The organism is Streptomyces sp. NPDC088732, from assembly GCF_044751205.1.
Lineage (GTDB): Bacteria > Actinomycetota > Actinomycetes > Streptomycetales > Streptomycetaceae > Actinacidiphila.
The window spans coordinates 1-19,846 of sequence record NZ_JBIVLI010000011.1; the positions used below are offsets into that span (position 1 = coordinate 1).

Below are 19,846 nucleotides of genomic sequence, written 5' to 3' on the forward strand. Positions count from 1 at the left end.
AAGATCAGCGTGACGTTGACGCTGATGCCCTTGCCGATCACCTCGGCGATGGCCGGCAGGCCCGCCTTGGTCGCCGGGATCTTGATCAGGGTGTTCGGGCGGTCCACCAGCCAGGCCAGCTGCTCGGCCTCGGCGATGGTCGCCGCCGTGTTGTGGGCCAGCCGCGGGTCGACCTCGATCGACACCCGGCCGTCCTGGCCGCCCGTCGCGTCGTACACCGGGCGCAGCACATCGGCGGCGTCCCGGACATCGGCGGCGGTCATCATGCGGACGGCCTCGTCGCGGGTGACCCCGCGCACGGCCAGGTCGGCGAGCTGCTCGCGGTAGTCCGCTCCCGAGCCGATGGCGGCCTGGAAGATGGAGGGGTTGGTGGTGACGCCCACCGCCCGCCCGGAGGCGACGAGTCGGGCGAGACCGCCCGAGGTGAGCCGGCCGCGCGAGAGGTCGTCCAGCCAGATCGAGACGCCCGCGTCGGTCAGGCGCCGCAACGGTTCTGCTTCGTTCACTGTGATCATCTTCTTTCTGCGCTCGCATCAACCGCGGGGGCGAGCGAACGATTCCCGGTCCTCCCGGGGCCTCAGAAGACGTTACACTGGTAGTTGAGACTTAAATCAACTAGGTCCCCGGCCGTGTGGCGTAGAAGGCCACAGCCGAGGCCGCGGCCACGTTGAGTGAGTCCACGCCGGCCTCCATCGGGATGCGCACATGCGCGTCCGCGGCGCGCAGCGCCCCGTCCGACAGCCCCTCGCCCTCCGTGCCCAGCATCAGCGCCAGCCGCTCGTGCCGGCGGCCCGCGAGCTCGTCGAGCGTGATGGAACGGTCCGACAGGCTCAGGGCCGCGAGCACGAAACCCTGCTCGCGGAGCAGACCCGCGTCGTCCGGCCACGCAGCGAACCTGGCGTACGGAACGGCGAGCACGGCCGCCATCGACACCTTCACCGCCCGCCGGTAGAGGGGGTCGGCGCAGCGCGGGGTGAGCAGCACCGCGTCCACGCCGAGGGCGGCGGCGTTGCGGAAGGCCGCGCCCATGTTGGCGTGGTCGACGATGTCCTCGAAGACCGCGACACGGCGGGGGCCCGGACGGTCCCCGGCCAGCAGCTCCCGGGGCTCCGGCAGTTCCTTGCGCCGCATCGACGCGAGGGCACCGCGGTGCACGTGGTAACCGGTCACCCGCTCGGCGACGGCGGGGTCCACCACGTACACCGGCGCCGGAGCCGCGTCGATGACGTCCCGCATGACGTCGACCCACTTGGCGGAGAGCATCATCGAGCGCATGCCGTAACCGGCCTGCCAGGCACGGCGGATGACCTTCTCGCCCTCCGCGATGAACAGGCCCTCCGCGGGCTCGCGGCGGCGGCGCAGCTCGACGTCGGTCAGCGAGGTGTAGTCGTGCAGCCGCGGGTCCTCGGGATCGTCGACGGTGACCAGCTCAGCCACGGGAGGCCACCGCGCCCACGGCCACGACGTCGCCGATCACGATCACCGCGGGCGGCCGCACGCCCTCCTCGGCCACCTTCCGCCCCACCGTCGCGAGCGTCGCGTCCACGCGCCGCTGAGACGCCGTCGTGCCCTCCTGGACGACCGCGACAGGCGTGTCGGCGCCCCGGCCGTGCGCCACGAGCGCGTCCGCGATCGCGGCGATCCGCTCGACCCCCATCAACAGCACCAACGTGCCGCGCAACCGGGCCAGCGCCTCCCAGTCCACCAGGGAACGGGGGTCCTCCGGAGCCACATGGCCGCTCACCACGGTGAACTCGTGCGCCACGCCCCGGTGCGTCACCGGGATGCCCGCGGCGGCCGGCACACTGATCGAACTCGAGATGCCCGGCACCACCGTGCACGGAATCCCGGCCTCCGCCAGCGCCTGCGCCTCCTCCATACCCCGGCCGAACACGAACGGGTCGCCGCCCTTGAGCCGCACAACGGCCTTGCCCGCCTTCGCGTGCTCGATCAGCGCGGCATTGATCGCCTCCTGCGCCATCGCGCGGCCGTACGGGATCTTCGCGGCGTCGATCACCTCGACGTGCGGCGGCAGTTCGTCCAGCAGATCGCGCGGTCCCAGACGGTCCGCGATCACCACGTCAGCCTCCGCGAGCAGCCGGCGGCCGCGCACCGTGATCAGGTCCGGGTCCCCCGGCCCACCGCCCACCAGCGCCACCCCCGGGATCCGGCCCCGACGCTGGGGCGCGGCCAGCGAGCCGTTCCGCAGCCCCTCCACGATCGCGTCCCGCACCGCCGCGGAACGCCGCGGATCACGCCCGGTCAGCACGGCGACGGTCACGCCGTCCGTCCGCCCCGTCGCCGGCGTCCACGCGGTCGCCGCGTCGGCGTCGTCACTGCGCACACACCACACGCGGCGCTCCTCCGCCTCCGCGGACGCCGCCTCGTTCGCCTCCGCGTCGTCCGTCGCGATCAGCGCGTACCACGCGTCCGCCAGGTCCCCGGGACGGTAGCGGCGCCGCTCCCAGCGCAGTTCGCCGGCGGCGGCCATCGCGTCCACGGACGGCGTCGCCGACGGCGAGACCAGCACCACGTCCGCCCCCGCGGCCACCAGCGTCGGCAGCCGGCGCTGGGCGACCTGGCCGCCGCCCAGCACGACCACGCGCCGACCCGCCAGCCGCAGTCCGACGGGATATGCGGGCACGGCGTCGCTGCGCTCGGCTGTCATGGTGGTGCGGCTCCTCGTCGTCGGCGTGCGGGGCGGTTTCCCGCGTCAACCCTACGGTGTGCTTGGGCCCTGGGTTTTTCCCCCGCCCTCCCGCCCGAGTGCCCGGCACGGTAAGTGCGGGCCCCGCGCTCTGCTTGGTGTGGGGTCGGCGCCGCTCCGGAGTCCGTCCTCGGGGCTCGCGGTTTGGCCCTACGTATCGGAGCCGCGGTCTCCGCTCGTCCCCTGCGGGCGGACCCCGGCGCACCCCCTCCCGGGTCGGCTGCGGCGACTGACGGCCGGTGGGGGTGCTGTAGGCGGTGACGGCTGCGCACGTGGACAGCGCTGCGCCAACGGGTGCCCGAGCACGGTGCCGCTACAGACCACCCACCGGGGATCAGGCGCGAGAGCTCACGGAGGGGGCGGGGGAGGTGGGGGCACCTCCCAGCGGTAGCTGGGGGAGGGTGGCGTTCTGGACACTGGAGCATATTTGGGTGCACAACCCGGAGTACGCAGTCCGGGTACCTGAGGCACCTAAATGTGCTGTCCGGAATGGCAGCCCCGGAGGCCCCGAACCCGGCCCCCCAACCACTTGCGTCGGGGCGCCCAGACCTTGCCGGGCACACGGGCGGGAGGGCGGGGAACCCCACGGGGAAGGGCGTCAGCCCTTTTCCGTCACCCCCGCGGAGTCGAACGTCGCCACCTCATGCATCGCCCGCGCAGCACTCTGCACCAGCGGCAGCGCCAGCAACGCCCCCGTCCCCTCCCCCAGCCGCAGGTCGAGGTCGACCAGCGGCCGCAGCCCCAGCTTCGTGAGGGCCGCGCGGTGACCGGGTTCCGCGCTGCGGTGCCCCGCGATGCAGGCCGCGAGGACCTCGGGCGCGATCGCGCGGGCGACCAGGGCAGCCGCGCCGGCGCTGACGCCGTCCAGGATGACCGGGGTCCGCAGGGACGCCGCGCCGAGCAACAGGCCGACCATGGCCGCGTGTTCGAGGCCGCCGATGGCCGCCAGGACCTCGATCGGGTCGGACGGATCGGGCCGGTGGAGCTCCAGCGCCCGCCGTACGACATCGACCTTGCGCGCGTGCATCTCGTCGTTGATGCCCGTGCCGCGCCCGGTGACCTCCGCCGGGTCGACCCCGGTGTAGACGGAGATCAGGGCCGCGGAGACGGTGGTGTTGGCGACGCCCATCTCGCCGGTCAGCAGCGCCTTGTTGCCCGCGGCGACAAGATCGCGCGCGGTCTCGATGCCGACCTCGATGGCCCGCAGGACCTCCTCGCGGGACATCGCGGGGCCGGCGGTGAAGTCACCGGTGCCGGGGCGCACCTTGCGCGGCAGCAGACCGGGCGTGCTGGGGAGTTCGGAGGCGACGCCGACGTCCACGACGCAGACCTCGGCGCCCACCTGGTTGGCGAAGGCGTTGCACACGGCTCCGCCGCCCAGGAAGTTGGCGACCATCTGGCCGGTGACCTCCTGCGGCCACGCGGTGACGCCCTGGGCGTGCACGCCGTGGTCGCCGGCGAAGATGGCGACGGCGGCGGGCTCGGGGATCGGCGGGGGGCACTGCCGGGACAGGCCGCTGAGCTGCGCGGAGATGATCTCCAGCATGCCGAGCGCGCCGGCCGGCTTGGTCATCCGCTTCTGCCGCTCCCACGCCTCGCCGAGCGCCTTGGCGTCGAGCGGGCGGATGCCGCGCAGCGTCTCCTCCAGGAGGTCGTGCGGCTCCTCGCCGGGCAGGGCGCGGTTGCCGTACTCCTCCTCGTGGACGACCCAGGCCAGCGGGCGCCGCTTGGACCAGCCGGACTGCACGAGTTCCGGGTCCTCGGGGAACTCGTCGACGTAGCCGACGCACAGGTAGGCGACGACCTCCAGGTGCTCGGGGAGGCCGAGTTCGCGGACCATCTCGCGCTCGTCGAAGAAGCTGACCCAGCCGACGCCGAGGCCTTCGGCGCGGGCGGCGAGCCAGAGGTTCTCCACCGCCAGTGCCGACGAGTAGGGCGCCATCTGCGGCTGGGTGTAGCGGCCCAGCGTGTGGCGGCCGCCGCGGGTGGGGTCGGCGGTCACGACGATGTTGACCGGGGTGTCGAGGATCGCCTCGATCTTCAGCTCGCGGAACTGCTTGGCCCGCCCCTTGGGAAGGGACTTGGCGAACGCGTCGCGCTGCTGCATGGCGAGTTCGTGCATGCGCTGCCGGGTCTCGGCGGAGCGGATGACGACGAAGTCCCAGGGCTGGGAGTGGCCGACGCTGGGCGCGGTGTGGGCCGCCTCCAGGACGCGGATCAGCACCTCGTGCGGGATGGGGTCGTTCCGGAAGCCGTTGCGGATGTCGCGGCGTTCGCGGATGACGCGGTGCACGGCGTCCCGCACGGCGGGTTCGTAGCCCTCGGCGGCGGGGAGCAGCAGCTCCGGGACGTCCTCGCCCTCGACGGTCTCCACGTCGGGCCCGGCAGACTCCGCCGCCTCGGGAACGGAGGCCCCGGCGTCCTCGGAAACCGCGACGGGCTCGACGACCTCGGCGACCTCGACAAATTCCGGAACAACGACCTCCGGGGCAGCGATCTCCGGGGCAGCGATCTCGGGGACGACGGCCTCCCGGGCCACGGGCTCGGGCTCCGGCTCCATCCCGAACGGCAGCGGCTCGTCCGGGGAGTCCAGCGGCAGCGGCTCGGCCTCCGCCACGGCGGGCTCGGGCAGCGCCTCCGCCACCGGCTCGGGCACCGGCTCCGGCTCGGGAGCGGGGGCCGCAACCTCCTCCGCCTGCGGTGCGATCGGCAGCTCGGCGAGCTCGGGCACAGGCTCGGGCTCGGGCTCGGCGGCGACCTCGGGCTCCTGCTCCGGCGCCGCCCAGGCGGCGCCCGCGGCGGACGGCTCGTCGCGCGGGATGTCCAGGTACTCCGGACCGGTCGTCGGCGGCCCGGCGTGGCGCAGCGGCGTCTCGACGGACGGCGGCACCGGCACGATGGGGGTCGCCGCGGCAGGCGTCTCCGGCACGGATGGCACGGACGGCTCGGTCGGCACGGACGGCTCGGTCGGCACCGTCGACATGGACGGAACGGACGGAACGGACGGAATCGACGACGTCGACGGAACGGGCGGCACGGCCGCCACGGGCGGCGGCGTGACCGGCACGGACTGCGACACGGACTGCGGGACGGACGTCGCCGGGCCGCGGTCGGCCAGGGACCGTACGACACCGCCGCCGTTGGACGGGTCGGGGATGGGCGGGCCCATGTGCAGCGGCCGCCGGACGGGCGCCGGCGTGGCCGGGACCTGCTCCTGGAACGCCTGCGGTGCGGCCGCCACGGCCGCGTCGGTCACCATCGGCTCCGGCGTCAGGGTCTCGAGGGCGGGCGCGGGCGCGGGGGCCGGGACGAGCGGTTCCGCGGGAGCGGCCTGCGGCTGCCCGTCCACCGCGGCACCCGGCACCGGGACGCCGGCGGGCGGCGTCGCCGAGGCGCGCACGGCTGAGTAGTCGAGGGAGCCCGAGTCACGGCCGCCGCTCTCGTGGGCGTCGTGCTCGTGCGGGCCGCCGGGCGGGGCGACCGGGGCGGCGAGGGCGCCGGTCAGCTGCTCGTGCACCTGGACGTGCGTCTCGTGCGCCATCGCGGGCGCCACCGGGGCGGGTTCGCCCACGGGCGCGGCCATGGGTGCCGGCGCGACCGGGGCCACCGGAACGGCGGCGGGTGCGGCGGGCTGCGGCGGCACCGGCTGCGGGTCGGCCCACGACCCCTGCAGTCCGGGCATCAGCAGCATCTCCTCGTCCTCGTCGGCGACCGCGGGGCCGACCGGCTGGTCGAGGTAGGCGTATGCGGCGGGCGGGACCGGTGCGTTCAGCGGGTCGGTCTCCCAGGTGGGGACGACCGGCTGCTGAGCACCACTGCCGGGAAGGTCGGCGTGCGGCTGCAGAACCGCTTCTCCGCCTGCGTTCTCCGGCAGTCCCTCACCCGGGACCTGGCCGGTGTCAGTCATGCGTGCCCCTCGCCCATCGGTTCGCTCCTTCCAACGCTGCGCCGCACACACTGCCCACAGCAAGAACGAGCGTGGGCTGCAAGCGGCACGTCGGCGGGGAGTGACCGATACTGATCGATACTGATCAGCCCTCAGTCGACGTCAACGCACGACGACGGCACAGCGGTCCGCAAGCCTACCGTGCGTGTGCCCGCGCGTGCTCAGGGGGGTTCACCTCAAACCGGTCGCAATACGGGCCAACGCATCGCCTCACCTGCGGTGCCCGAGGAGCGCGAACACCACCGTGCGCTCCCGCTCCGACCAGTCCGAGTCCAGCTCCACAGCCTGCAACAACGCGCATTCCACGGCGTATCCGCCGTCTTCGAGGGCGCTTCTGACGGCTTCCGCCTCGTCCCGGTTCGCGGCACTCGCGGCGATCCGTTCCGGGCGGCGTGCGGCGCACGCCTCGACGACCTCCGCGCCGCCACCGCCTATGCGCACGATGTCCGGTTCCGGAAGGTCCTCGAGAACCTCCGGCGCCTCGCCGTGCACGACGCGCACCTGCACCCCGAAGTCCCGTGCGGTGGCCTCGACACGGTCGCAGGCCGCCGCGTCCCGCTCGACCGCGATGACGGCCGCGCCGAAGCGCGCGGCCTCCACGGCGACGGCCCCGCCGCCGGCCCCGATGTCCCAGAGCAGATCGCCGGTACGCGGTCCGAGCCGGGCCAGTTGCAGGGCGCGCAGCTGCGCGGGCCCGTCCACGGGCGCGTACCGCTCGGTGGGAAGGGCCCAGCCGCGCACCCGGTCCGCGGGGGCGGGGTCGCCCCCGGCGAGCCAGCCCGCCTGCCCGGAGGCGGCCGGCGGCGCGCTGGGCGCGGCACCGACGACCAGAACAACGTTGGGGTCGCGCCAGGTGTGGTCGGGGACCTTGTCGGAGGTGAGGACGGTGACCTGCTCCTGCTCGGTGCCGAGCGCCTCGCAGATCACGAACGTGCGCTGCTCGTCGCCGAGCAGCAGGGCGAGTTCGGCCGGCCCGGCGCCGGGTGCGGTCAGCACCGCGACCTTGGGGTGGGCCCGGCAGACGTTGACGGCGCGGCGCAGGGTGCGCGTGTGCGCGACGACGACGCGGGCGTCGTCCCAGGGCATGCCGGCCCGCGCGAAGGCCTGGGCCACCGAGGTCACGCCGGGGACGACCTCGACCTCCAGGCCGTGGTCGGGGGCGCGCAGGGCCCGTACGACGCCGAAGAACCCGGGGTCGCCGTCGGCCAGGACGACCGCGGTGCCGCGGTGCCGGGCGATGCGGCGGGCGGCGAGGTCGATGCTGCCGAGGACGATCCGCTCGGCCTCCTCCGGCACGAAGGGCAGTGCCAGGTGGTGCCGTGTTCCGGCCACCAGGGTCGCCGCCGCCAGCGCGGAACGCGCGGCCTCGCCGGGTGGTGAGCCGTCCCACCCGATCACGGTGACACGGTCGGCCATCGTCGTCCTGCCTTCTGGGCGCGTCGCGGTGTGGTTCCCCGGGACATGTCTTCCCCGGGGTGTGCACAGTACCCCGCCCAGGATCTTGGGCTACGGGGTGCTCACTGCCAGTCGGCGTAGGCCGCGTAGTCCGAGCCGTCGGAGGCGCGTCCGGTGAGGCCGTCGAGGTCCTCGGGGAGCAGGCTCCAGACGATCAGGTCGGTGCGGACCTGCTCCCAGTGGCCGTCGCTGTCCCCGTCGGGCCGGGCCCGCACCAGGCCCGCGTTGCGCAGCACTCCCTCGCTGACGCAGCCGATCCGCTGGGCGACCTGCTGGGAGGCGGCGTTGTCGGCGGCGGTGCGCAGTTCCAGCCGCTCGAACTTCTGGTCGTCGAAGAGCCACTGGGCGGCCGCGAGCACGGCCTCGGCGGCGTAGCCCTCGCCGCGGGCCCAGGGCGCGATGACGTAGCCCGCCTCGGCGCTGCGGATGCGCCAGTCGGCGCGCTGCAGGTGGACGGTGCCGACCAGCCGCTGGGTGAGGAACTCCGTCACGGCGAGGACGACGCCCCGCCCGGAGGCCCGCTCGGCGGGCGCGGTCTCGGTGAGGAAGGTGCGGGAGTCGGCCTCGCTGTAGGGATGCGGCACGGAGGTCCAGGCCACCACGGACTCGTCGTTCATCATCTCCGTGTGCGCGGGGATGTCCGCCTCCTCGTAGGGGCGCAGCACCAGCCGCTCCGTATTGATGGAGATCTCCGGAAAGCTGGTCATTCGACGCTCCGTAGCAAGGACATGTGTGAAGTGCACAGCATGCAGCATCCAACGGGTCACCCGCAGGACCGGGTCGCCGCGGGGGCCGTGCGGCCGTCGGTCAAGGGTACGGGCAACCACCCCCGCGACGAGCGCAGTTGGCGTGCTGTTCTCCGGCTTTTCCGCAGGTCCGCTCCTCCTGCTGTCATACGGTCCTGCTAGCGTCTGCCCGCGTGACGGTGCACCACGCAGCAGGAGTCGGATATCAGCGGGCGGCGGGTGTCTACGAGCGGTCGCGGCCCTCGTACCCCATGGCTGCCCTGGCCGAGTTGGCGGACGTGCTGGCCCTTGAGGCCGGGCGCACCGTGGTCGACCTCGGCGCCGGCACCGGCAAGTTCACCCGGCTGCTGGCGCTGACCGGGGCCGAGGTGGTCGCGGTGGAGCCGGTGGCGGAGATGCGGGAGCGGCTTGCGGAGCTGCGGCTGCCGAAGGTGCGGGTGACGGCCGGCACCGCGGAGGCGACCGGGCTGCCCGGCGGGTCCGCCGACGTGGTGGTGGCGGCGCAGTCGTGGCACTGGTTCCAGGAGGACGAGGCGCTGGCCGAGGTGGAGCGGCTGCTGCGGCCGGGCGGCTGGCTGGCGCTGGTGTGGAACACCTACGACACCTCCGTGCCGTGGGTGCGGGACTACCAGGACATCGTCTTCCGGCTCGCGCCGCGCGACCTGCCGAGCCCGCTGGACGGCGGCTGGCGCAAGGCCTTCGGCGACCGGGAGGGCTGGTCGCAGGTGTACGAGCGGCACTGGCCGAACCCGTACTCGACGACGGTGTCGGACGTGGTGGAGCGCATGACCTCCTCCAGCCACATCGCGGTGATGGACCCCGCGGAGCAGGAGCGCGTGCGCGCGGAGGTCGAGGCGGTGCTCGCCGGGCACGACGCGACGCGCGGCAGGGGCGCCATCGAGATGCCGTACACCACGGACGTCTACTGGGTGCGCCGGCACTGAGGCGGCGCGGCCCGCACTGTCGGTGCCGCCCGGTTGAATGGGCGGATGGACACGGACCGGCTCAGGGACTTCTGCCTCGGCTTCAATGGGGTCAGCGAGGAGAACCCGTTCCCGCGCAACGCGGAGGTGACGGTCTTCAAGGTGGGCGGGAAGATCTTCGCGATCAGCGCGCTGGCCGGTGAGCCGCTCCAGGTCAGCCTGAAGTGCGATCCCGAACTGGCCGTCCGGTTGCGGGCGGAGCACGCGGCGATCGCCCCCGGTTGGCATCTGAACAAGCGGCACTGGAACACGGTCACCCTGGACGGTTCGCTCACCGACCGCCTGGTGCGGGAGATGATCGAGGACTCGTACGACCTGATCGTGTCCCGGCTGCCGCGGACCGAGCAGCTGCGCCTGGACTGGGCGGGGGTCCACGGCGGGGACGGCACGCAGTGACCGCGCACCGCCCCCACGGGAGCGTCAGAAGGAGGGGATGACGGAGCCGGCGTAGGTGTCCTCGATGAACTTCTTCACCTCGGGCGAGGTGAGCAGCTTCTTGAGCTTGAGCACACGCGGGTCCTTCTCGTTGCCCTCCTTGACAGCGAGGAAGTTGCCGTAGGGGTTGTTCGTCGCGGACTCCAGGACCAGGGCGTCCTGGGCGGGCTTGAGTCCCGCGGCGATGGCGTAGTTGCCGTTGATGACGGCGGCGTCGACGTCGTCCAGGGAACGGGGCAGCTGGGCCGCCTCCAGCTCCTTGAACTTCAGGTTCTTCGGATTGCCGGTGACGTCGGCGGGGGTGGCCTCGTTGCCGACGCCGTCCCTGAGGGTGATCAGGCCGTTGGCGGCGAGCAGTTTCAGCCCCCGGGCCTCGTTCACCGCGTCGTTGGCCAGGGCTATCGTCGCGCCGCTCCTGAGCGCGTCGGCGGACTTCAGCTTGCTGGAGTACAGCCCCAGCGGCTCCAGGTGGACGGTGACGACGGGCACGATGTGGGTGCCCTTCTTCTTGTTGAAGTCGTCCAGGTAGGGCTGGTTCTGGAAGTAGTTGGCGTCGACGTCGCCGTCCTCGGTCGCGGTGTTCGGCGTCACGTAGTCGCTGAACTCCTTGACCTCCAGCTTGAGTCCGGCCTTGGCGGCCAGGTTCTTCTTCACGAAGTCCAGGATCTCCGCGTGCGGGACGGGGCTCGCGGCGACGACGAGCGGGTCGCTCGCGCTGTCCTTGGTGGAGCCGGAGTCCGAGCCGCAGGCGGCCAGGACGAGGGCGAGGCCGGTGGCGGCCAGGACGGCGGTGGTGGTCTTGACAGGGGTACGCACGAAAAGTGCCTTTCTGAACGGTGGGTGGTGCGGGTGTCAGGAGGTCTCGGTGGCGGCGGCCGGACGCAGCAGGCGCAGCCGCGGGGCGACGGAGGCCCGGCCGCGGCGCGAGACGCCGCGGGCGGTGAGGTCGCCGAGGAACTGGACCGCGGTGACGATCACGATGAGGACGGCCAGCGTCACGTTCATCAGCCCGGTCTCGAAGCGCTGGTACCCGTAGCGGACGGCGAGGTCGCCGAGGCCGCCGCCGCCGATGAGCCCGGCCATGGCCGAGTAGCCGATCAGGGCGATGACGGTCGTGGTGGCGGCGGAGATCAACGCGGGCAGCGACTCCGGCAGCAGGGCCTTGCGCACGACGGTCCAGGTGCTGCCGCCCATGGACTGCACGGCCTCGACGAAACCGGAGTCCACTTCGCGGACGGCGATCTCCACCAGCCGGGCGAAGAACGGGATCGCGCCGATCGACAGCGGGACGATCATCGCCTGCGGACCGATCGTGGTGCCGACCAGGGACTTGGTGAACGGCATCAGGTAGATCATGAGGATCACGAAGGGCAGCGACCGGATCACGTTGACCACGGCGCCCAGCGCCTTGGAGAACACGCCGTTGGCGAGCAGTCCGCCGCGGCCGGTGAGGACGAGCAGCACGCCGATCGGCAGGCCGCCCGCGACGGATATCAGCGTGGACCAGCCGACCATGACCAGCGTCTCCCCGCAGGCCTGGGACAGCAGCGGCTGCATCTCGGACCAGGTCACTTCGCGGCCCCCTCGATCCGCTCGGCCCGCTCCGCGCCGGCGGCCGGCGCGATGTCGACCTGGAGGCCCTTCTCGCGCAGGAAGCCGATGGGCACCACGTTGTCCTCGAAGGCGCCGGGCAGTTCGATCCGCATGCGGCCGACCTGGCGTCCCGCGATGGTCTCGAGCGCGGCGCCGAGCACGGAGATGTCGATGTTGTAGGTGCGCGAGAGCTGCGAGATGACCGGTTCGGTCGCGGCCTCCCCGTGGAAGGTGAGGTCGACGACGGTGCGGTCCTCGCCGGACGGCTCGCCGCCGACCGGGAAGAGCTCGTGGGCGAGTTCGGAGCCGGGGGTGGCGAGCAGGTCGGTGACCCTGCCGGATTCCACGATCCGGCCTCCCTTCATCAGTGCGGCGGAGTCGCAGACCGCCTTGACGACCTCCATCTCGTGCGTGATCAGCAGCACGGTGAGGCCGAGTTGCCGGTTGAGGTCGCGCAGGAGCTGGAGGATCGAGCGGGTGGTCTCGGGGTCGAGGGCGGAGGTGGCCTCGTCGGAGAGCAGCACCTTCGGGTCGCCGGCCAGGGCCCGGGCGATGCCGACCCGCTGCTTCTGGCCCCCGGAGAGCTGGGCGGGGTAGGCGCGCGCCTTGTCGGCGAGGCCCACGAGGTCGAGCAGTTCGCGGGCCTTGGCCGTGCGCTGCCGGCCGGAGACGCCGAGGATCTCCAGCGGGAGTTCGACGTTGTCCTGGACGGTGCGCGAGGACAGCAGGTTGAAGTGCTGGAAGACCATGCCGATCCGGCCGCGGGCGGCGCGCAGGGCCGAACCGGCGCGCGGCGAGCGGCCGGCGAGCGCGGTCAGGTCCTGCCCGGCGACCTCGACGGTGCCCGAGGTCGGCCGCTCCAGCAGGTTGACGCAGCGGATGAGGGTGCTCTTGCCTGCGCCGCTGCGGCCGACGACGCCGTACACCTCGCCTTCGCGGACATGCAGGTCGACGCCGTCGAGGGCCACCGTGTCCCGGCCGTGGGAACGGTAGACCTTGGTCAGGCCCGTTGTGGTGATCACTGGGATTTCCGTCACTGTCGAGTGCGCGGCAGACAAAAGCCGCACAGGGGGGTGAATGCACGGTCGGCAGGCATGGCTGCGCCCCGGAAGGGGGTGGGAGGAGTCAGCAGCGGGTGCCGGGCGGCTGGGGGTCGTGCGTCAGCCGGCAGCGGCAGAGGGCGCGCTGCGGTTCCGTGTCCGTGTCCATGTGCATGGGGGGTGGTGTGCGCGATCCGTGGCAGGAGGGGCGGGTCTCACTTCGGGGCGCGAGACTCAGATGGCGTGGGCCCTCAGCGTGCACACATTCGACACATACGACGAACACCGGGCGTCATCGCCTCGGTCGCGCGGCAGCGGCGGTTCGTCGTGGTCATGGGCACCAGTAAAGCAGACACCCCGGCGGCGTACCAATATCCGGTCCCGGCGTCCGCGATGCGGACAGGCCGGGGTGTGGGATCCGGCGATTCCCGCCCGTAATAGAGTCACGCCATGCTCGACGTCCTCACGATCGTGGTCTCCGCCACGGCGCTGCTGCTGGCCGCCTGGTGCGGTTTCGCTGCCTTCCGGGACCAGCCGACCAAGGACTGGCACTTCATCGGCATGGCCGTGGTGGCCGTGCTGGCGCTGGCCCAGCTGGTGATCGGCGTGGTCAGGCTCGGCGCGGGCGACAAGCCGGTCGACGGGACGACGATCTTCGTCGCGTACCTGCTCGGCGCGGCCTGCACGGTCCCGGCCGCGGGCTTCATGTCGCTGACCGAGCGCACCCGCTGGGGCTCGGCGATCGTGGCCGCGGGCGGGGTCATCCTGGCCGTGCTGGAAGTACGGCTGTACGACATCTGGGGAGGCGTCAGTGCCTGAGACCGCCGGCAGGACCACCGGGCAGACCGCGCCGGACAAGGGGATCGGCCGCGGCCCGGGACGGCTGCTGCTCTCGCTGTACGGGGTCTTCACCGTCGCCGCGCTGTCCCGCGCGATCGTGCAGATCGCCCTGCAGTTCGACGAGGCGCCGCTGGCGTACCTGCTGTCGCTGCTCGCCGGAATCGTGTACGCGGTGATCACGGTGGCGCTGTGGCGGGGCGGCGAGAGCGCCCGGAAGGTGGCGCTGGTCAGCTGCACGCTGGAGCTGATCGGCGTACTGACCGTGGGCACGCTGACGCTGGTGGACTCCTCGGCCTTCCCCGACCAGACGGTGTGGTCGGACTACGGCATGGGCTACCTGTTCCTGCCCCTGGTCATCCCCGTCAGCGGACTGCTGTGGCTGCGCCGGGCGGCGCAGCCACAGCGGACGTCCTGATCCGCGCTCAGGCGCTGGCGGCGTAGGACTGCGCCGCCGGCTTCTCCATGTGCACCAGGCTCAGCCGGCCGCTGACCGGCTCGGCCGAACCCACCTGCGCGTAGCCGAGCTTGCGGTACAGCCGCAGGTTGAACTCGCTGCGGTGGCCCGTGAAGAGGCGGTAGCGCTTGGCCTGGAGGTCGGCCGCCAGCCGTTCCTCGATGGCCCGCAGCAGCCGGCCGCCGAGGCCGTGCCGCTGCATGCGGGGGTGGACGATCAGTTTGGCGATGCGGGCGGTGCCGTCGTCGTCGACCGCGCCGCGGACCGAGCCGACCACCTCCTCGCCGAGCCTGGCCACCAGGACCGTGCCCTGCGTGAGCTCCTCGCGCAGCGCGTCGAGGGTCTGCGTCAACGGTTCGATGCCGTAGTCGCCGTAAAGCTCCGCCTCGCTCTGGTAGCACAGGTATTGCAGTTTGAGGATCTTCTCGGCGTCGTCGCCCATCGCGGTAGAGATGGTCACGCTCATGCCCATGTGCGCTGGCCTCCCCTTCGAGTCGCCCGGGCGCCTGAGGGGTGAGGGGGCGCCCAGGACGTTGCCCTGACTGGTACCGGAACACGGCGCGGCCGCGCACAAGCGCCCTGTCGCCGACTGTTTACGGTGCATTACCCCGTCGTACGGGAGATGCAACCCCGGTTGCGAGGATCGTACGCAGACAACTCAGGCAGCGGGAACGCAGCGGGCCCAGACTGCCCTGTGAGATTCCCAACTCCCGGGAGATTTCCCGGTAAGTGAGGTCGGAACGGGAGATCAGGGCCGATACCAGCTCAGGGCAGCGCCCCGGCAGCCGGCCCGCGGCGGCCAGCAGGGCGCGGCGCCGCTCGGCGGCGAGCACCTGCTGTTCCGCGGTGGGCGCCTGCGCGGCCGCGTGCCCGCCCAGTGCGGCGGGAGCCAGCGGGGTCTCGTGGCGGGCGTGCCGCCCGGCGAGCCGCGCCTCGGCGCGCACCGCACGGCGCAGCCACCCCGCGGGGTCGTCGGGCGGTTCCGGCAGCTCCAGCAGCCGCAGCCACACGGACTGTTCGAGGTCGGCGGCCTCGACGGCGCCGGGTACGGACTCCGCCGCCGCCTCGGCGGCGAGCAGTGGCCGGATGCGGGTCAGTTCGTCGTGGCGTGCGGATGCGCTCATGCCCCGCGGGACACCCGTGCCGCGCCGGGCGGTTGCCCCCTGGCGGGGGAACCACCCGTGCGCGGCAGTGGCGTCACGCCTTGTTGACGAAGGCCGCGCGGGCGAGCAGCGCGGTGTCGCAGTTGTCGGAGAAGATGCCGTCGATGCCCTGCTCGAAGTAGAGCTGGAAGGCGCCGAAGGCGTCGCCGTAGGCGTTCGGGTCGGTGCCGACGCGGTAGGCGGCCGGCAGGAAGGCGTTCTCGTTGCGCATCGTGTAGGGGTGCAGGATCAGCCCGGCCTTGTGGGCGTCGCGCACCAGCGTGGTCGGCGTGCCGAGGTTGCCGGCCGCGTCACGCGGGATGATCAGGTTGACGGTGGGGCCGATGCCCTGCGCGAAGCCGGCGATCCACTTGAGGCCGGCCGGGGTGACCAGGTCGGCGACGGTACGCGGGTCGCCCGCCGCCACGAGGTCGTAGGGGCGGGTGGTGGCGGCGTCCAGCAGGAAGACCTTGGGGTTGCGCAGGCCGAGCGCGCCGAGCCGCTGGAGGCTGGTGGGCTCGAAGGACTGCAGGAACAGCGGGGAGTTGCGCTGGTCGCGGCCGTAGCGGCGGAGCAGCTTGGCCACCCGCTCCTCCAGGCCGAGGCCGATGCCGCGGAAGTAGGTGGGGTGCTTGGTCTCGACGTGCAGCCACACCGCCTTGTCGCGCTTGCGGCCCTGGTCGTCGGCCCAGCGCAGCACCTCTTCGAAGGTGGGGATCTCCCAGTGGCCGTCGTAGAGGGTGTTGTGCTGCCGCTGTGCGGGCAGCCGCTCGACGGCGCGCAGCGTCTTCAGCTCGGCGAGGGTGAAGTCCTCGGTGAACCAGCCGGTGGTGGCGACGCCGTCGATGGTCTTGGTGGTCCTGCGGGAGGCGAACTCCGGGTGCTTGGCGACGTCGGTGGTGCCGCCGATCTCCGGCTCGTGACGGCAGACCAGGTGGCCGTCCTTGGTGGGGACGAGGTCCTGCTCGATCACGTCGGCGCCGAGGTCCAGCGCGAGCTGGTACGAGCCGAAGGTGTGCTCGGGGCGGTAGCCGCTGGCGCCGCGGTGACCGACGACGGTCGGCACGGGAAGGGCTCTCACCGGTCCGTGCGCGGAGTCGTGCGACGAACCGTGCGAGGACTCGCGCCCGTTCGCCGCCGCGCCCCCCGCCGTGCCGAGGACGGAGGCGCCGGCCCCGAACGCGGCCGCCGCTCCGATCAGTGCCCGGCGGCCGGGACCCCGGCCCTGGTCCTGGCCCTGCTGCTCGTGCGTCATGTGCGCTCCCTCGAATCGGCCGAACATCTGTCCGGACCCTGTCAAGCGACGCGCGCATCGTAGGCGGCCGGCCGTTTCAGCCGGGCGGCCACCGTCGGAACACGGCGGTAACGCGGATCAACAATGCGTGCCAGTCGTGTGAACCCGGTGTGCGTGTCGTGGCGCCGCGGAAGTATCGTCCTCGACGGGGGAGGCGCACACTGGTGAGCGAGACCCTGCGCAGAGTCCCGCCGGACCTCTGCCGACCACGACCGGAGGACCCGTTGTTCCGCATCATCCTCAAGGCGCTGCTCGGAGTACTGATGCGTGTACTGTTCCGCCCGAGGGTCGAGGGCATGGAGCACATCCCGGGTGAGGGCCCGGTCATCCTCGCCGGCAACCACGTCACCTTCATCGACTCGATGTTCCTGTCCCTGGTCGTCAAGCGGCAGGTCTTCTTCATCGGCAAGGACGAATACGTCACCACCCCCGGCCTCAAGGGCCGCCTCATGGCGGCCTTCTTCACCTCCGTGGGCATGATCCCGGTCGACCGCGACGGAGGCCACGGCGGTGTCGCCGCCCTGATGACCGGGCATCGCATCCTCACCGAGGGCAAGGTCTTCGGCATCTACCCGGAGGGCACCCGCTCCCCCGACGGCCGCCTCTACCGCGGCCGCACCGGCGTGTCCCGGCTGGCCCTGATGACCGGGGCCCCCGTTGTCCCGTTCGCCATGGTCGGCACCGACCGCATCCAGCCCGGCGGCGCCGGCATGCCCCGCGTGCACCGCTTCACGGTCCGCTTCGGCAAGGCCCTGGAGTTCTCCCGCTACGAGGGCATGGACCGCGACCGCTACGTGCTGCGCGCCGTCACCGACGAGGTGATGAGCCACGTCATGCGGCTCGGCGGCCAGGAGTACGTCGACGTCTACGCCACCAAGGCCAAGGCGGCCAAGGCCGCCGACCACGCGACCGCGGCGTAACGCCCCGTAGGGACGCGAGAACCCGCACGCACCACCCCCCTCAAGGGGCGCGGGGAACTGCGCGACCAACCCCGACGCACCCGCACAGGCAAACACACCGAACCCACCCGAACCGCACGGGCGACTCAGCCACGCGCAGCACCCCCCACCCGCACGGGCGAACACACCGAACCCACCCGAATGCCACGCGCGGCTCAGCGGCGCACCGCTCCCGCGAGCCGCTGCCCCCGCAGCAACCCCCAGGCGGCCGCCGCCGCGACCAGCAGGACGCCGCCGCCCACGGCGGATGCCGTCCGCAGGCCGTCGGTGAACGCGGCGGGCGCCGCCGAGGCCGGGCCGCCGGAGATGCCGGTGACGATCGAGCCGAGCAGGGCGATGCCGAGGGCCGCACCGAGTTCGTAGGCCGTCTCCGAGACGCCGGAGGCCGCACCGGCCTGCGCCGGCGGGACGCTGGAGAGGATGACGTCGGCGGTCACGGTGTACGAGAGTCCCGCCCCGGCCCCGGTGACGAGCAGGACGCCGCCGAGGTAGAGGAAGCCCGAGCCGGGCCGCAGGGCCAGCAGGGCGACCAGGGCGAGCCCGGTGGCGCCCAGGCCGCCGGTGACGGCGGCCCGCACCGACCAGCGCCGGGCGACGGCCCCCGCGACGAGGCCGGTGCCCGCGGCACCCAGCGTGGCGGGCAGCTCGAACAGGCCCGCCTGGAGCGGGGAGCGGCCCTGGACCTCCTGGAGGAACTGGGAGAGGAAGAAGACGATCCCGGCGAGCCCGAGCACGGTGAGCAGGTCGGCCAGCACCGCCCCGGAGAAGCCGCGGTGCCGGAACAGCCGCATGTCCAGCAGTGGTACGGGCAGGGCGAGTTGGCGGCGTACGAAGCCGTGGAGGCCCGCCGCGCCGAGCAGTCCGGCCCCGAGGGCAGTCGGTCCCGGCCCGTGGACGGCGAGCTGCTTGACGGCGTACACGACCCCGAACATGCCGAGCAGCGACAGGAGCACGCTCGCCGGGTCCCACGGTCCGCGGCCCGGATCGCGGGACTCGGGCAGCAGACGCGCGCCGACGACCAGCAGGACGGCCATCACCGGCAGGTTGATGAGGAACACCGAGCCCCACCAGAAGTGCTCCAGCAGGACACCGCCGACGACCGGCCCGAGCGCCGCACCGGCGGTCGAGACCGCACCCCAGACGCCGATGGCGAAGCTGCGTTCGCGCGCGTCGGGGAAGAGGGTGCGGATCAGGGCCAGGGTGGACGGCATGAGGGTGGCGCCGGCGACGCCCATGAGCGCGCGGGCGGTGATGAGCGTCCCGGGCGTGGTGGCGTACGCGGCGAGGACCGACAGCGCGCCGAAGGCGGCGGTGCCGGTGAGTAGCAGCCGCTTGCGGCCGACGCGGTCGCCGAGGCTGCCCATCGAGACCAGCAGGCCGGCGATGACGAAGGAGTAGCTGTCGCCGATCCACAGCAGCTGGGTGGAGGTGGGCCGCAGGTCCTCGGTGAGGAAGGGGATGGCGAGGCCCAGGACGGTGGCGTCGACGGCGACGAGCAGCAGGGCGAGGGTGAGCACGCCGAGCGCGAGCCAGCGGCCGGGGTGGCCGCGGTCGTCCCGGCGGAGGGTGCCGGCGGGGGCGGTGGTGGTCATGACGCGCTCCCTGTCCGGCGGCCCTCCTCCGTGCCGGGCACGCGCAGCATGCCCCCCAGCAGCAGGTCGGTGACCATGCGGGCGGAGTCGCGCCGGGCCATGCGGCCGTCCAGGACGGACCAGGCGGAGGCGGCGATGAGCGCGTACAGCGCCTCGACGAGCCAGGCGGGGGTCAGGTCGTAGCGGAAGGCGCCGGTCTCCTGGCCGCGGCGGAAGAGCGCGGCGACGCGGCCGTCGATGCGGGCCCAGCCGTCGTTGATCTCGTCGAGGTCGTAGAGCTGGTTCTCGCCGTAGAGGAAGGCGAGGAAGCCGGAGACGGGCATGGCCTCGGTGATGAGCCGGCGGACGGCCTCGACGGGGTCGCCCTCCTCGATGCGGGCAGCGTCCAGGCACTCCTCGGTCTGCTCGATGCCGAGCGTGCCGAGGGCGCGTACGAGCGCGTCCCGGCCGGGGAAGTGCCGGTGCAGGGTGGCCCGGCTGATGCCCGCCGCCTTGGCGATCTCGTCCATGGAGGCGGTGGCGCGGCGCGAGAGCAGCTCGGCCGTGTCGCGCAGGACCTGCTCACGCTGGAAGCTCATGAGACAAGGGTAGCCGAAATGAGACACGAACGTCTCATTCAAGAGTCCGATGAAGCCCGGCCGGAGTATCAGCTCCGGCCGG

At 72.8% G+C, this 19,846-nt stretch carries 19 protein-coding genes; 5 read left to right on the forward strand and 14 right to left on the reverse strand.

The genetic code is table 11. From position 1 onward, the window contains the following. The 6 genes from ACIP9H_RS19450 to ACIP9H_RS19475 form a co-directional block, all read right to left on the reverse strand. The coding region (locus ACIP9H_RS19450; RefSeq protein ID WP_401959907.1) for a transaldolase family protein at nucleotides 1–515 on the reverse strand (515 nt) is incomplete at its 3' end. Between the two features lie 100 nt (nucleotides 516–615). Then, nucleotides 616–1,437: a TrmH family RNA methyltransferase gene (locus tag ACIP9H_RS19455; RefSeq protein ID WP_401588891.1), complete on the reverse strand. Its 822-nt coding sequence runs from the start codon at nucleotides 1,435–1,437 to the stop codon at nucleotides 616–618. Then, entirely contained in the window at nucleotides 1,430–2,668 is a 1,239-nt protein-coding gene (gene cobA / locus ACIP9H_RS19460; RefSeq protein ID WP_401959908.1) for a uroporphyrinogen-III C-methyltransferase, read from the reverse strand. The genes ACIP9H_RS19455 and cobA overlap by 8 nt, the downstream gene beginning before the upstream one ends. Before the next feature lie 637 nt (nucleotides 2,669–3,305). Then, entirely contained in the window at nucleotides 3,306–6,614 is a 3,309-nt protein-coding gene (cobT, locus tag ACIP9H_RS19465; protein WP_401959909.1) for a nicotinate-nucleotide--dimethylbenzimidazole phosphoribosyltransferase, read from the reverse strand. Between the two features lie 249 nt (nucleotides 6,615–6,863). Next, complete coding sequence (gene cbiE / locus ACIP9H_RS19470; protein ID WP_401588899.1) at nucleotides 6,864–8,069, reverse strand: precorrin-6y C5,15-methyltransferase (decarboxylating) subunit CbiE; 1,206 nt, start codon at nucleotides 8,067–8,069, stop codon at nucleotides 6,864–6,866. Nucleotides 8,070–8,170: 101 nt separating this feature from the next. Continuing rightward, complete coding sequence (locus tag ACIP9H_RS19475; RefSeq protein WP_401588901.1) at nucleotides 8,171–8,815, reverse strand: GNAT family N-acetyltransferase; 645 nt, start codon at nucleotides 8,813–8,815, stop codon at nucleotides 8,171–8,173. A gap of 212 nt (nucleotides 8,816–9,027) precedes the next feature. Between ACIP9H_RS19475 and ACIP9H_RS19480 the strand changes: the two genes are divergently transcribed. Together ACIP9H_RS19480 and ACIP9H_RS19485 are read left to right on the forward strand one after the other, a co-directional pair. Continuing rightward, nucleotides 9,028–9,798, forward strand: coding sequence for a class I SAM-dependent methyltransferase (locus ACIP9H_RS19480; protein ID WP_360906461.1), 771 nt, complete (start codon nucleotides 9,028–9,030; stop codon nucleotides 9,796–9,798). A gap of 45 nt (nucleotides 9,799–9,843) precedes the next feature. Continuing rightward, nucleotides 9,844–10,233, forward strand: coding sequence for an MmcQ/YjbR family DNA-binding protein (locus tag ACIP9H_RS19485; RefSeq protein ID WP_401588904.1), 390 nt, complete (start codon nucleotides 9,844–9,846; stop codon nucleotides 10,231–10,233). Nucleotides 10,234–10,257: 24 nt separating this feature from the next. Here the strand turns inward: ACIP9H_RS19485 and ACIP9H_RS19490 are convergent, their stop codons facing one another. The 3 genes from ACIP9H_RS19490 to ACIP9H_RS19500 are packed head-to-tail and all read right to left on the reverse strand — an operon-like array spanning nucleotide 10,258 to nucleotide 12,887. Next, on the reverse strand, nucleotides 10,258–11,088 hold the full coding sequence (locus ACIP9H_RS19490) for a MetQ/NlpA family ABC transporter substrate-binding protein (protein WP_401588907.1): 831 nt from the start codon (nucleotides 11,086–11,088) through the stop codon (nucleotides 10,258–10,260). A gap of 36 nt (nucleotides 11,089–11,124) precedes the next feature. After that, nucleotides 11,125–11,844, reverse strand: coding sequence for a methionine ABC transporter permease (locus ACIP9H_RS19495; protein ID WP_401588910.1), 720 nt, complete (start codon nucleotides 11,842–11,844; stop codon nucleotides 11,125–11,127). Next, the gene (locus ACIP9H_RS19500) at nucleotides 11,841–12,887 is read right to left on the reverse strand and encodes a methionine ABC transporter ATP-binding protein (protein WP_401588913.1); all 1,047 of its coding nucleotides are present in this window, start codon (nucleotides 12,885–12,887) and stop codon (nucleotides 11,841–11,843) included. The genes ACIP9H_RS19495 and ACIP9H_RS19500 overlap by 4 nt, the downstream gene beginning before the upstream one ends. Before the next feature lie 468 nt (nucleotides 12,888–13,355). Between ACIP9H_RS19500 and ACIP9H_RS19505 the strand changes: the two genes are divergently transcribed. Further along, complete coding sequence (locus ACIP9H_RS19505; protein WP_401588916.1) at nucleotides 13,356–13,724, forward strand: hypothetical protein; 369 nt, start codon at nucleotides 13,356–13,358, stop codon at nucleotides 13,722–13,724. Then, on the forward strand, nucleotides 13,717–14,160 hold the full coding sequence (locus ACIP9H_RS19510) for a hypothetical protein (protein ID WP_401588919.1): 444 nt from the start codon (nucleotides 13,717–13,719) through the stop codon (nucleotides 14,158–14,160). Before ACIP9H_RS19505 ends, ACIP9H_RS19510 begins: the two co-directional genes overlap by 8 nt. 7 nt (nucleotides 14,161–14,167) lie before the next feature. Here the strand turns inward: ACIP9H_RS19510 and ACIP9H_RS19515 are convergent, their stop codons facing one another. The 3 genes from ACIP9H_RS19515 to ACIP9H_RS19525 form a co-directional block, all read right to left on the reverse strand. Next, entirely contained in the window at nucleotides 14,168–14,671 is a 504-nt protein-coding gene (locus tag ACIP9H_RS19515; RefSeq protein ID WP_360906447.1) for a GNAT family N-acetyltransferase, read from the reverse strand. Nucleotides 14,672–14,792: 121 nt separating this feature from the next. Further along, on the reverse strand, nucleotides 14,793–15,323 hold the full coding sequence (locus ACIP9H_RS19520) for a sigma-70 family RNA polymerase sigma factor (RefSeq protein WP_401588922.1): 531 nt from the start codon (nucleotides 15,321–15,323) through the stop codon (nucleotides 14,793–14,795). A 73-nt stretch (nucleotides 15,324–15,396) separates the two neighbouring features. Beyond that, entirely contained in the window at nucleotides 15,397–16,596 is a 1,200-nt protein-coding gene (locus tag ACIP9H_RS19525) for a glycerophosphodiester phosphodiesterase (protein ID WP_401588925.1), read from the reverse strand. Between the two features lie 263 nt (nucleotides 16,597–16,859). Here ACIP9H_RS19525 and ACIP9H_RS19530 point away from each other — a divergent pair, with 263 nt between their 5' ends. Next, nucleotides 16,860–17,555 (forward strand): lysophospholipid acyltransferase family protein, encoded by a 696-nt coding sequence (locus ACIP9H_RS19530; RefSeq protein WP_401589472.1) that lies wholly within the window; start codon nucleotides 16,860–16,862, stop codon nucleotides 17,553–17,555. A gap of 194 nt (nucleotides 17,556–17,749) precedes the next feature. On the opposite strand, the gene ACIP9H_RS19535 is transcribed toward ACIP9H_RS19530, so the two are convergent. Together ACIP9H_RS19535 and ACIP9H_RS19540 are read right to left on the reverse strand one after the other, a co-directional pair. Next, complete coding sequence (locus tag ACIP9H_RS19535; protein ID WP_401588928.1) at nucleotides 17,750–19,186, reverse strand: MFS transporter; 1,437 nt, start codon at nucleotides 19,184–19,186, stop codon at nucleotides 17,750–17,752. After that, a complete protein-coding gene (locus ACIP9H_RS19540; RefSeq protein ID WP_401588931.1) occupies nucleotides 19,183–19,764 on the reverse strand; it encodes a TetR/AcrR family transcriptional regulator in 582 nt (193 codons plus the stop codon). The genes ACIP9H_RS19535 and ACIP9H_RS19540 overlap by 4 nt, the downstream gene beginning before the upstream one ends. Nucleotides 19,765–19,846: the final 82 nt, after the last annotated feature.

Coding starts and splice junctions, on each gene's coding strand:
- cobA (WP_401959908.1), bottom strand. CDS start 2,668: ATGACAGCCGAGCGCAGCGACGCCGTGCCCGCATATCCCGTCGGACTG.
- cobT (WP_401959909.1), bottom strand. CDS start 6,614: ATGACTGACACCGGCCAGGTCCCGGGTGAGGGACTGCCGGAGAACGCA.
- cbiE (WP_401588899.1), bottom strand. CDS start 8,069: ATGGCCGACCGTGTCACCGTGATCGGGTGGGACGGCTCACCACCCGGC.
- ACIP9H_RS19475 (WP_401588901.1), bottom strand. CDS start 8,815: ATGACCAGCTTTCCGGAGATCTCCATCAATACGGAGCGGCTGGTGCTG.
- ACIP9H_RS19485 (WP_401588904.1), top strand. CDS start 9,844: ATGGACACGGACCGGCTCAGGGACTTCTGCCTCGGCTTCAATGGGGTC.
- ACIP9H_RS19505 (WP_401588916.1), top strand. CDS start 13,356: ATGCTCGACGTCCTCACGATCGTGGTCTCCGCCACGGCGCTGCTGCTG.
- ACIP9H_RS19515 (WP_360906447.1), bottom strand. CDS start 14,671: ATGGGCATGAGCGTGACCATCTCTACCGCGATGGGCGACGACGCCGAG.
- ACIP9H_RS19520 (WP_401588922.1), bottom strand. CDS start 15,323: ATGAGCGCATCCGCACGCCACGACGAACTGACCCGCATCCGGCCACTG.
- ACIP9H_RS19525 (WP_401588925.1), bottom strand. CDS start 16,596: ATGACGCACGAGCAGCAGGGCCAGGACCAGGGCCGGGGTCCCGGCCGC.
- ACIP9H_RS19535 (WP_401588928.1), bottom strand. CDS start 19,186: ATGACCACCACCGCCCCCGCCGGCACCCTCCGCCGGGACGACCGCGGC.
- ACIP9H_RS19540 (WP_401588931.1), bottom strand. CDS start 19,764: ATGAGCTTCCAGCGTGAGCAGGTCCTGCGCGACACGGCCGAGCTGCTC.